This is a genomic window from Pseudonocardia sp. ICBG1142, assembly GCF_020496255.1.
Classification (GTDB): Bacteria; Actinomycetota; Actinomycetes; order Mycobacteriales; family Pseudonocardiaceae; genus Pseudonocardia.
Genome location: NZ_JAHLJC010000013.1, coordinates 1 through 10,556, shown reverse-complemented (window position 1 = coordinate 10,556; position 10,556 = coordinate 1). Strand labels below are relative to the sequence as shown.

Sequence of the window (10,556 nt, the reverse complement as noted above, 5' to 3'; positions counted from 1 at the left end):
TGACCTGATCATTGCGCAGCGAACCGTTGCTCGGCGAACCGGTGTGTGGTGAACCAGCGTCGGCGTGCTCGGCGCTGTTCGGGGTCCTCGGCTGCCAAGGAGGCCTTGAGCCAGCCGAAGGGTTGTCGCTCGGGTGGATCGTCAAGTTGAAGGGCGCGTTCGGTGGTGTCGGTCTCGAACTCGAAGTCCAGACCCCGGGCGTCGAGCCAGGCGTGCGCGGCGGGGACACCGCCGTGGCGGGTCGCGAGCAGGAGGTCTTCGGCCTCGGGATAGACCTTGCGCCACGTCCGTGCAGGTAGAACCGCTGCGAGTTCGCCTCCGGCGTTCTCCTCCGCGATGGTCTCGTCGTCGATCTCCTCCAGCTTGCACTTGGCCTTGAGCCCGTTCGACCAGACCAGCTGCTGCATCCCCTTCGAGCCCTGCTCCCACTCCTGCCACAACGCGATGTCACGCTCGTCACCGGCCTCCAGGGCATCAGCGAGGATCTCGAACGGGGTCCGTGACCCGTTCTTCCCCTGCTTCCAGCGGCCCCCGACGGTCTCGAACGCCAGCTTGGAGATGTACTTGGCCATCTTCTCCAGCGCCCCGGTCCCGACCCGGACATCGACCCCGTGCTCGAACGAGGCGGTGAAGCCCGACTTCGCCAACCCGGCGGTCCAAAGCTTGTAGATCGTCGCGACCAGCTCTGGGACCCGCCCGCTCACATCGGCCGGGAAGATCAACAATGCGTGGATGTGCAGATGCCACCCGTTCGCGTCTGTCCTGGTCGAGTCGATGCCGCGTACGTAGTCCATGCCCAGCAGCTGCTTGAGCTCCTGCCAGGCCCGCGCCTTGGTCAGGTGCCGCCACGCCCGGGTCAACGCACGGCGGACCTCCCGCAGGCTGTGAGCTTTGTGATGGCTCATCGTCAAGCTGAGCAGCGCGACCGAGCCGCCCCGCTCAGCGTTCCAGTTGATCAAGTGCTGGAGCTCCTTCGCCCGCTTGGCGCTGATCTTCGCCGAGCAGACCGGGCAGTCCCAGACGCTCCCGCATGTCACCAGGCCGCCGAACCCGGCCGTGCCCGGCTCGCCGCCCGTGCCCGGGGTGTGATGCAGCGACACCTCACCTCCGGTGTTGATCGAGACCCGGCCACACCGCGCGACCCGCGGCAGCGTCGTGATCTTCGCAAGCTTCCGCCGAGCAGCGTACTTCTCCCGGAACGCCTGATCCTGACGCTCCCGGAACTCCCTCGCAAGATCATGCCTGTGGTCCTGACCTGCAGTGAAGGCACTTATCGCGTCGTTACCAAGCGCGGGCACGCCCGCGGTGTCGACGCGCGTCAACGCGGCCGTCATCGAGCACCCCCAACGATCAGCCCGCTGTGGCCGGCGCCCGGCCGGGACGGGCACCGGCCCGCTCCTGCCTCCGGCCCGCGGGCCGGGCCCGTCCGGACCGGGCGCGCGCCTGCGGCGCGAGAGCTGAGAGTGTTCTCGGTGCCGGTGCAGTAGCGCCTGCTGCGGTAGGCCCTACCTCGAAGCGGCCCAAGTGTCGAACAGCGCTCAGAACCCGCCAAGGGCGCCGCACGCGGCGTCGCTACGCGATCGACTCCGTCGACCCTTGACTGAACCTGATCACTGCTCGGGCGGCCTTGTATCGAGGAAGAGCAGCCGTCGAGACGGGCAGAGCTCCAGACCGTCATCGGGCATGCGGTGTTGTCGTCGATACAACGACGCCGACGGTTAGTCGTCGACGCGGCGTGCCGTGCGGGGCGCCGGGAGGTGTGGGAGGTCGAGATATACCCGCGTGGCGTAGCTCGGACGGATCGGTGAACAAGTACAATCGCAAACACGTTAGCCGGGGGTTCCGTTCGCTTCGCAGGTGACTTCCGTCCGGCCGACAGCCCTCAGGTGCTCTAACACCTGGGGGCCTTTTTCTTTGTCGGCCTGGTCACTGACCTTGGCCTGTTCACGCCGCTACCTGGTGGAGGCGCGCCGGGGCGTCCCCTGCAATCTCGTCCCAGTACCGGGCGTAGTCGGCGTCCTCCGACGGCCCAGGCAGGCGCGGGCCGCGGGCTCGGGTCAGAGCGATGCCAGGGGCCTGGACCAGAGCGACGCCGGGCGGGGACTCCCGGTGCTGAACCAGCTCGGCGCGGGCATCCTGGCCGTGGAGCATGACCAGGGCCTCGGGGTCGTCGACGCGGAAGCTCAGCCGCAGCCCAAGCTGCCCGCGGGCGAAGCCCTCGATGATCGTCGCGTCAGCGCGCTGGGTGACCACCAGCAGCCGCATCCCGGCCTTGTGCCCCTCCGACACCAACCGCCCGAACGCGTGGAGCAGCTGCTCGCGCACCTTCGGCTCGCCCTTCGGGGTCGGGGTGGTGGAGGCCAGCCGCAGTAGGCCGGCAAGCTCCTCGAGGACGACCACGATCAGCGGCCGGTCGGGAGTGAAGGCGGTGAGCTTGTCCTGCCGCGCGGGCAGCTCGGCGATGCGTGCGTCCATCTCCGCGACCAGGCGGTCGAGCAGATCGCGGTGAGCCAGGACGTCGCCGCTGCCGGTGGCCTGCCAGTCCTGGTGGCGCGTGCCTGCCCAGGGGCGGCCGAGCAGCAGCCCGGAGGGGTCGGACCCGGCGATCAGGACATCGTCCAGGCGGGCGAGCTGTGCCAGCACCGAGTAGCACCACACCGACTTGCCGGAGCGGGTCGCGCCCTGCACGCAGGTGTGCGGGGCCTGGTCCCACGGCATCGCCAGCGGGCGGCCGAGCTCATCGCGGGCGACGAGGACTCCGACGTCGCTGACCGAGTGGTCCCGGGCCGGGAGCGAGGTGATGACGTCGACGGCGAGCGGGTCGCCGGTAAGCAGCTCGATCCGGACCCAGTGCAGACCGCGGGGCTCGACGCGGATGCGGTCGCAGCCCAGAGCGGCCGAGAGCCGCTCGGCCACCTCGGGGGCTCGGAAGTCGGCGGCGAGCTGGCCCGGCATGAGCTTGACGATCAGGACCGGGTCGGGGCCAGAGACGTCAGCGCGGGCCAGCGGCGGGACGACGATCGTGGTGCCGGAGGCGACCTGCACGGCGTGCGACAGGCCGACGTGCTCGCAGGCCCGGCGCCACGTGTCGGTGAGCTGGTCGACCAACTCGCGCCCGGCCCAGTCCTGCTCTCGCTCCGCCCGGCAGGCGGTGGTCCAGATGCCCATCTCGGGCCCCCTTCGTCAGAACGGCCCCGGACCGGAGGTGATCTCCGAACCAGGGCCGTGGTCGTGATCAGCTCGCGCGGGCGAGCGGAGTCGAGTCGGTCGACGAGGTCGTGGCGAGGTCGCCGGTGAAGGCCCAGCCGTCGCACCGCGGGCACTGATCAGGCAGCCGGTCGCCGTCATCGACGATCTCGGTGACGTGCTGGCAGGAGGTCCAGACCAGCACCAGGACGGCCGGGCCGGACATCACGCGGCCTGCTCGCCGCGCTTGTGGGCCGTGCCGCCGATCGGGCGGATGCCCTCAGCGCGGTAGTAGACCTGCGCCCCCACGACCTTCTCCTGGCCGGTGTCGCGGTCCTTGATCTTCTTGTCCATCACACCGACCTCCAAGCCGACCAGCTCGACCGACATACCGGGCTGGACACCCTGGCGGGGGTCATCGTGCGAAGCGATAGTGATCGCCAGGACCGCGAACTTCGGGGCACCGAACGTCCGGAACCCGGCCGTAACCTGAGCCGTCCACTTCGGAGTGCCATCCTTCATACACTCCTGATCGGTCTCGCTGCCGAAGCGCAGCTTCGGTGCGACGTCCATGACCATGACCATCTGGAACGTCGCGGCCTGATCGATCTTGAAGCTGTTCGGACCCTGGTTCGACATGCGCATCTCCCGTGTTCTCGATCCGCCACTCCGGACCGGACCGTCAGCTTATCTACCTGCCCACCTTCCCACACTGGTACCCGGATGGACAAGTAGTCACCGCAAGAGAAAGGGCCGCTCACTCGATCGACCCAGTCTCTGGCTGTTTTTGGCTGGTCAGTCGGTTGCGTCGAACTCGTAGACGTAGCGGTGCAGGCCACCAGCGGCAACGGAGTCGAAGTACTCGACGACCCGGCCGTCGCCGGTGATGGCGTGGCGGACGAGTGCCGTCACCGGCGCCCCGGTGGGCAGGTGCAGCGCCACCGCCTCCTCCGGTCGGGCCTGGCGTGACATCAGCTCCTCACGGAATCGCGCGAGCGGGAAGCCGTTGGCCTCCAAGAGCCCGTAGATGCCGCCGGGAGCCGTCTGGCCAGCCGAGTAGCTGATCTGGGCGTCGACGCTGGCAGGGATATAGCTGTCGGCGAGCTGGGTCGGTACACCTGCAACCCACATACGCCGGCGCTTTACGACAGCGGTGGCCTCACCGATGACCTCGGCGATCTCCGGCGAGACCGTGACTGTCTCGATGGGGCCCTGATCCTCGGACTGCCAGGTGAGCCCCAGGGCCTCGGCCTCAGCAGCTAGAGCACCCTTGCCTGCCGCCCGAGCGGAGCGAGAGAAGCGGTCGTTGCGCAGCGCCAGGACCGGAGCGACCTCGCGGACGAAGGACCCGATCCCGCGCTTGCTGTCGATGAGCCCTTCCTGTTGCAGCTCTGCGAGCGCACGACGAGCCGTGTTGCGGTTGACCTTGAACTGAGCGACAAGGTCAGGCTCGCTGGGCAGCTTGGCCCCCGGTGCAAGTACGCCGGACCTGATCTGCTCGCGGAGCGTATCCGCGATCTGAGCGAACACCGGACGATCACTCGTGACGTCGATGGACATAACCGCAGCTCCTTCCTCACTGGTGATGATCACGAAGGCAGTTATCTACCTGTGTGCACAAGTGTAGCGGAGTCACGCGATGCAGTCGCGGCGACACCCCGACGGTGTCGTCGCCGTGCCGGACAGTCGACGGCCCACCGACTCGGCCCACCGGGCCGACAATGCACGCCTACGACACGCTCAACACCGCCAACCCAGGATCAACAGCCACCACACCCATGCATCATCTGATGATCACCGGTCCCGGGTGCCGGTTGCGTGCGGACGTACTCAACGAGGTCCACACCGAGAGTCAAGGCTCACGACATCGTCAATGAGTCATTGACATCAGCGCGCCAAAGATCATCTTGGACGCACTGAGGGGCCTTGATACAACTTTGAAGCGGCTGAGAAGCGGCGTTGACGCGGCTCTGCGATCGTCGACGACCGGCTTCGCGGTGTGACCTGTGGAAACGCTGGTCTCGGTGGGTGGGGTGGCGCCCGACACCTCAACCACCCTGCTTCGCTTGACGGCCGGTCGAGGTGTCGGGCGCCACCCCACCCACCTCTACAGTTCTCGATCTTGAGTCAGGGCCGGGGTCCTGACCTGATCATTGCGCAGCGAACCGTTGCTCGGCGAACCGGTGTGTGGTGAACCAGCGTCGGCGTGCTCGGCGCTGTTCGGGGTCCTCGGCTGCCAAGGAGGCCTTGAGCCAGCCGAAGGGTTGTCGCTCGGGTGGATCGTCAAGTTGAAGGGCGCGTTCGGTGGTGTCGGTCTCGAACTCGAAGTCCAGACCCCGGGCGTCGAGCCAGGCGTGCGCGGCGGGGACACCGCCGTGGCGGGTCGCGAGCAGGAGGTCTTCGGCCTCGGGATAGACCTTGCGCCACGTCCGTGCAGGTAGAACCGCTGCGAGTTCGCCTCCGGCGTTCTCCTCCGCGATGGTCTCGTCGTCGATCTCCTCCAGCTTGCACTTGGCCTTGAGCCCGTTCGACCAGACCAGCTGCTGCATCCCCTTCGAGCCCTGCTCCCACTCCTGCCACAACGCGATGTCACGCTCGTCACCGGCCTCCAGGGCATCAGCGAGGATCTCGAACGGGGTCCGTGACCCGTTCTTCCCCTGCTTCCAGCGGCCCCCGACGGTCTCGAACGCCAGCTTGGAGATGTACTTGGCCATCTTCTCCAGCGCCCCGGTCCCGACCCGGACATCGACCCCGTGCTCGAACGAGGCGGTGAAGCCCGACTTCGCCAACCCGGCGGTCCAAAGCTTGTAGATCGTCGCGACCAGCTCTGGGACCCGCCCGCTCACATCGGCCGGGAAGATCAACAATGCGTGGATGTGCAGATGCCACCCGTTCGCGTCTGTCCTGGTCGAGTCGATGCCGCGTACGTAGTCCATGCCCAGCAGCTGCTTGAGCTCCTGCCAGGCCCGCGCCTTGGTCAGGTGCCGCCACGCCCGGGTCAACGCACGGCGGACCTCCCGCAGGCTGTGAGCTTTGTGATGGCTCATCGTCAAGCTGAGCAGCGCGACCGAGCCGCCCCGCTCAGCGTTCCAGTTGATCAAGTGCTGGAGCTCCTTCGCCCGCTTGGCGCTGATCTTCGCCGAGCAGACCGGGCAGTCCCAGACGCTCCCGCATGTCACCAGGCCGCCGAACCCGGCCGTGCCCGGCTCGCCGCCCGTGCCCGGGGTGTGATGCAGCGACACCTCACCTCCGGTGTTGATCGAGACCCGGCCACACCGCGCGACCCGCGGCAGCGTCGTGATCTTCGCAAGCTTCCGCCGAGCAGCGTACTTCTCCCGGAACGCCTGATCCTGACGCTCCCGGAACTCCCTCGCAAGATCATGCCTGTGGTCCTGACCTGCAGTGAAGGCACTTATCGCGTCGTTACCAAGCGCGGGCACGCCCGCGGTGTCGACGCGCGTCAACGCGGCCGTCATCGAGCACCCCCAACGATCAGCCCGCTGTGGCCGGCGCCCGGCCGGGACGGGCACCGGCCCGCTCCTGCCTCCGGCCCGCGGGCCGGGCCCGTCCGGACCGGGCGCGCGCCTGCGGCGCGAGAGCTGAGAGTGTTCTCGGTGCCGGTGCAGTAGCGCCTGCTGCGGTAGGCCCTACCTCGAAGCGGCCCAAGTGTCGAACAGCGCTCAGAACCCGCCAAGGGCGCCGCACGCGGCGTCGCTACGCGATCGACTCCGTCGACCCTTGACTGAACCTGATCACTGCTCGGGCGGCCTTGTATCGAGGAAGAGCAGCCGTCGAGACGGGCAGAGCTCCAGACCGTCATCGGGCATGCGGTGTTGTCGTCGATACAACGACGCCGACGGTTAGTCGTCGACGCGGCGTGCCGTGCGGGGCGCCGGGAGGTGTGGGAGGTCGAGATATACCCGCGTGGCGTAGCTCGGACGGATCGGTGAACAAGTACAATCGCAAACACGTTAGCCGGGGGTTCCGTTCGCTTCGCAGGTGACTTCCGTCCGGCCGACAGCCCTCAGGTGCTCTAACACCTGGGGGCCTTTTTCTTTGTCGGCCTGGTCACTGACCTTGGCCTGTTCACGCCGCTACCTGGTGGAGGCGCGCCGGGGCGTCCCCTGCAATCTCGTCCCAGTACCGGGCGTAGTCGGCGTCCTCCGACGGCCCAGGCAGGCGCGGGCCGCGGGCTCGGGTCAGAGCGATGCCAGGGGCCTGGACCAGAGCGACGCCGGGCGGGGACTCCCGGTGCTGAACCAGCTCGGCGCGGGCATCCTGGCCGTGGAGCATGACCAGGGCCTCGGGGTCGTCGACGCGGAAGCTCAGCCGCAGCCCAAGCTGCCCGCGGGCGAAGCCCTCGATGATCGTCGCGTCAGCGCGCTGGGTGACCACCAGCAGCCGCATCCCGGCCTTGTGCCCCTCCGACACCAACCGCCCGAACGCGTGGAGCAGCTGCTCGCGCACCTTCGGCTCGCCCTTCGGGGTCGGGGTGGTGGAGGCCAGCCGCAGTAGGCCGGCAAGCTCCTCGAGGACGACCACGATCAGCGGCCGGTCGGGAGTGAAGGCGGTGAGCTTGTCCTGCCGCGCGGGCAGCTCGGCGATGCGTGCGTCCATCTCCGCGACCAGGCGGTCGAGCAGATCGCGGTGAGCCAGGACGTCGCCGCTGCCGGTGGCCTGCCAGTCCTGGTGGCGCGTGCCTGCCCAGGGGCGGCCGAGCAGCAGCCCGGAGGGGTCGGACCCGGCGATCAGGACATCGTCCAGGCGGGCGAGCTGTGCCAGCACCGAGTAGCACCACACCGACTTGCCGGAGCGGGTCGCGCCCTGCACGCAGGTGTGCGGGGCCTGGTCCCACGGCATCGCCAGCGGGCGGCCGAGCTCATCGCGGGCGACGAGGACTCCGACGTCGCTGACCGAGTGGTCCCGGGCCGGGAGCGAGGTGATGACGTCGACGGCGAGCGGGTCGCCGGTAAGCAGCTCGATCCGGACCCAGTGCAGACCGCGGGGCTCGACGCGGATGCGGTCGCAGCCCAGAGCGGCCGAGAGCCGCTCGGCCACCTCGGGGGCTCGGAAGTCGGCGGCGAGCTGGCCCGGCATGAGCTTGACGATCAGGACCGGGTCGGGGCCAGAGACGTCAGCGCGGGCCAGCGGCGGGACGACGATCGTGGTGCCGGAGGCGACCTGCACGGCGTGCGACAGGCCGACGTGCTCGCAGGCCCGGCGCCACGTGTCGGTGAGCTGGTCGACCAACTCGCGCCCGGCCCAGTCCTGCTCTCGCTCCGCCCGGCAGGCGGTGGTCCAGATGCCCATCTCGGGCCCCCTTCGTCAGAACGGCCCCGGACCGGAGGTGATCTCCGAACCAGGGCCGTGGTCGTGATCAGCTCGCGCGGGCGAGCGGAGTCGAGTCGGTCGACGAGGTCGTGGCGAGGTCGCCGGTGAAGGCCCAGCCGTCGCACCGCGGGCACTGATCAGGCAGCCGGTCGCCGTCATCGACGATCTCGGTGACGTGCTGGCAGGAGGTCCAGACCAGCACCAGGACGGCCGGGCCGGACATCACGCGGCCTGCTCGCCGCGCTTGTGGGCCGTGCCGCCGATCGGGCGGATGCCCTCAGCGCGGTAGTAGACCTGCGCCCCCACGACCTTCTCCTGGCCGGTGTCGCGGTCCTTGATCTTCTTGTCCATCACACCGACCTCCAAGCCGACCAGCTCGACCGACATACCGGGCTGGACACCCTGGCGGGGGTCATCGTGCGAAGCGATAGTGATCGCCAGGACCGCGAACTTCGGGGCACCGAACGTCCGGAACCCGGCCGTAACCTGAGCCGTCCACTTCGGAGTGCCATCCTTCATACACTCCTGATCGGTCTCGCTGCCGAAGCGCAGCTTCGGTGCGACGTCCATGACCATGACCATCTGGAACGTCGCGGCCTGATCGATCTTGAAGCTGTTCGGACCCTGGTTCGACATGCGCATCTCCCGTGTTCTCGATCCGCCACTCCGGACCGGACCGTCAGCTTATCTACCTGCCCACCTTCCCACACTGGTACCCGGATGGACAAGTAGTCACCGCAAGAGAAAGGGCCGCTCACTCGATCGACCCAGTCTCTGGCTGTTTTTGGCTGGTCAGTCGGTTGCGTCGAACTCGTAGACGTAGCGGTGCAGGCCACCAGCGGCAACGGAGTCGAAGTACTCGACGACCCGGCCGTCGCCGGTGATGGCGTGGCGGACGAGTGCCGTCACCGGCGCCCCGGTGGGCAGGTGCAGCGCCACCGCCTCCTCCGGTCGGGCCTGGCGTGACATCAGCTCCTCACGGAATCGCGCGAGCGGGAAGCCGTTGGCCTCCAAGAGCCCGTAGATGCCGCCGGGAGCCGTCTGGCCAGCCGAGTAGCTGATCTGGGCGTCGACGCTGGCAGGGATATAGCTGTCGGCGAGCTGGGTCGGTACACCTGCAACCCACATACGCCGGCGCTTTACGACAGCGGTGGCCTCACCGATGACCTCGGCGATCTCCGGCGAGACCGTGACTGTCTCGATGGGGCCCTGATCCTCGGACTGCCAGGTGAGCCCCAGGGCCTCGGCCTCAGCAGCTAGAGCACCCTTGCCTGCCGCCCGAGCGGAGCGAGAGAAGCGGTCGTTGCGCAGCGCCAGGACCGGAGCGACCTCGCGGACGAAGGACCCGATCCCGCGCTTGCTGTCGATGAGCCCTTCCTGTTGCAGCTCTGCGAGCGCACGACGAGCCGTGTTGCGGTTGACCTTGAACTGAGCGACAAGGTCAGGCTCGCTGGGCAGCTTGGCCCCCGGTGCAAGTACGCCGGACCTGATCTGCTCGCGGAGCGTATCCGCGATCTGAGCGAACACCGGACGATCACTCGTGACGTCGATGGACATAACCGCAGCTCCTTCCTCACTGGTGATGATCACGAAGGCAGTTATCTACCTGTGTGCACAAGTGTAGCGGAGTCACGCGATGCAGTCGCGGCGACACCCCGACGGTGTCGTCGCCGTGCCGGACAGTCGACGGCCCACCGACTCGGCCCACCGGGCCGACAATGCACGCCTACGACACGCTCAACACCGCCAACCCAGGATCAACAGCCACCACACCCATGCATCATCTGATGATCACCGGTCCCGGGTGCCGGTTGCGTGCGGACGTACTCAACGAGGTCCACACCGAGAGTCAAGGCTCACGACATCGTCAATGAGTCATTGACATCAGCGCGCCAAAGATCATCTTGGACGCACTGAGGGGCCTTGATACAACTTTGAAGCGGCTGAGAAGCGGCGTTGACGCGGCTCTGCGATCGTCGACGACCGGCTTCGCGGTGTGACCTGTGGAAACGCTGGTCTCGGTGGGTGGGGTGGCGCCC

At 68.0% G+C, this 10,556-nt stretch carries 10 protein-coding genes; all 10 read right to left on the bottom strand.

Going from position 1 to position 10,556, the window contains the following annotated elements; genetic code table 11:
• Positions 1-8 precede the first annotated feature (8 nt).
• Positions 9-1,334 carry a protein rep gene (locus tag KPL59_RS12525; protein ID WP_226360901.1) on the bottom strand — a complete coding sequence of 442 codons (1,326 nt, stop codon included), beginning with the start codon at positions 1,332-1,334 and terminating at the stop codon, positions 9-11.
• Positions 1,335-1,944: 610 nt separating this feature from the next.
• Positions 1,945-3,168, bottom strand: coding sequence for a hypothetical protein (locus KPL59_RS12520; RefSeq protein WP_226360900.1), 1,224 nt, complete (start codon positions 3,166-3,168; stop codon positions 1,945-1,947).
• Between the two features lie 67 nt (positions 3,169-3,235).
• A complete protein-coding gene (locus KPL59_RS12515) occupies positions 3,236-3,412 on the bottom strand; it encodes a hypothetical protein (RefSeq protein WP_226360899.1) in 177 nt (58 codons plus the stop codon).
• Positions 3,412-3,825 (bottom strand): hypothetical protein, encoded by a 414-nt coding sequence (locus KPL59_RS12510; protein ID WP_226360898.1) that lies wholly within the window; start codon positions 3,823-3,825, stop codon positions 3,412-3,414. Before KPL59_RS12510 ends, KPL59_RS12515 begins: the two co-directional genes overlap by 1 nt.
• Before the next feature lie 156 nt (positions 3,826-3,981).
• Positions 3,982-4,746 (bottom strand): GntR family transcriptional regulator, encoded by a 765-nt coding sequence (locus tag KPL59_RS12505; protein WP_226360897.1) that lies wholly within the window; start codon positions 4,744-4,746, stop codon positions 3,982-3,984.
• A 590-nt stretch (positions 4,747-5,336) separates the two neighbouring features.
• Positions 5,337-6,662, bottom strand: coding sequence for a protein rep (locus KPL59_RS12500; RefSeq protein ID WP_226360901.1), 1,326 nt, complete (start codon positions 6,660-6,662; stop codon positions 5,337-5,339).
• Positions 6,663-7,272: 610 nt separating this feature from the next.
• Positions 7,273-8,496, bottom strand: coding sequence for a hypothetical protein (locus tag KPL59_RS12495; protein WP_226360900.1), 1,224 nt, complete (start codon positions 8,494-8,496; stop codon positions 7,273-7,275).
• Between the two features lie 67 nt (positions 8,497-8,563).
• Entirely contained in the window at positions 8,564-8,740 is a 177-nt protein-coding gene (locus KPL59_RS12490) for a hypothetical protein (protein WP_226360899.1), read from the bottom strand.
• Complete coding sequence (locus tag KPL59_RS12485) at positions 8,740-9,153, bottom strand: hypothetical protein (RefSeq protein WP_226360898.1); 414 nt, start codon at positions 9,151-9,153, stop codon at positions 8,740-8,742. Before KPL59_RS12485 ends, KPL59_RS12490 begins: the two co-directional genes overlap by 1 nt.
• A 156-nt stretch (positions 9,154-9,309) precedes the next feature.
• Entirely contained in the window at positions 9,310-10,074 is a 765-nt protein-coding gene (locus KPL59_RS12480; RefSeq protein ID WP_226360897.1) for a GntR family transcriptional regulator, read from the bottom strand.
• Between the last annotated feature and the right edge of the window lie 482 nt (positions 10,075-10,556).

Excerpts from the sequence above, each read along its gene's own strand:
- KPL59_RS12515 (WP_226360899.1), bottom strand. The coding sequence starts at position 3,412 with ATGTCCGGCCCGGCCGTCCTGGTGCTGGTCTGGACCTCCTGCCAGCAC.
- KPL59_RS12480 (WP_226360897.1), bottom strand. The coding sequence starts at position 10,074 with ATGTCCATCGACGTCACGAGTGATCGTCCGGTGTTCGCTCAGATCGCG.
- KPL59_RS12510 (WP_226360898.1), bottom strand. The coding sequence starts at position 3,825 with ATGTCGAACCAGGGTCCGAACAGCTTCAAGATCGATCAGGCCGCGACG.
- KPL59_RS12490 (WP_226360899.1), bottom strand. The coding sequence starts at position 8,740 with ATGTCCGGCCCGGCCGTCCTGGTGCTGGTCTGGACCTCCTGCCAGCAC.
- KPL59_RS12485 (WP_226360898.1), bottom strand. The coding sequence starts at position 9,153 with ATGTCGAACCAGGGTCCGAACAGCTTCAAGATCGATCAGGCCGCGACG.
- KPL59_RS12500 (WP_226360901.1), bottom strand. The coding sequence starts at position 6,662 with ATGACGGCCGCGTTGACGCGCGTCGACACCGCGGGCGTGCCCGCGCTT.
- KPL59_RS12495 (WP_226360900.1), bottom strand. The coding sequence starts at position 8,496 with ATGGGCATCTGGACCACCGCCTGCCGGGCGGAGCGAGAGCAGGACTGG.
- KPL59_RS12520 (WP_226360900.1), bottom strand. The coding sequence starts at position 3,168 with ATGGGCATCTGGACCACCGCCTGCCGGGCGGAGCGAGAGCAGGACTGG.
- KPL59_RS12505 (WP_226360897.1), bottom strand. The coding sequence starts at position 4,746 with ATGTCCATCGACGTCACGAGTGATCGTCCGGTGTTCGCTCAGATCGCG.
- KPL59_RS12525 (WP_226360901.1), bottom strand. The coding sequence starts at position 1,334 with ATGACGGCCGCGTTGACGCGCGTCGACACCGCGGGCGTGCCCGCGCTT.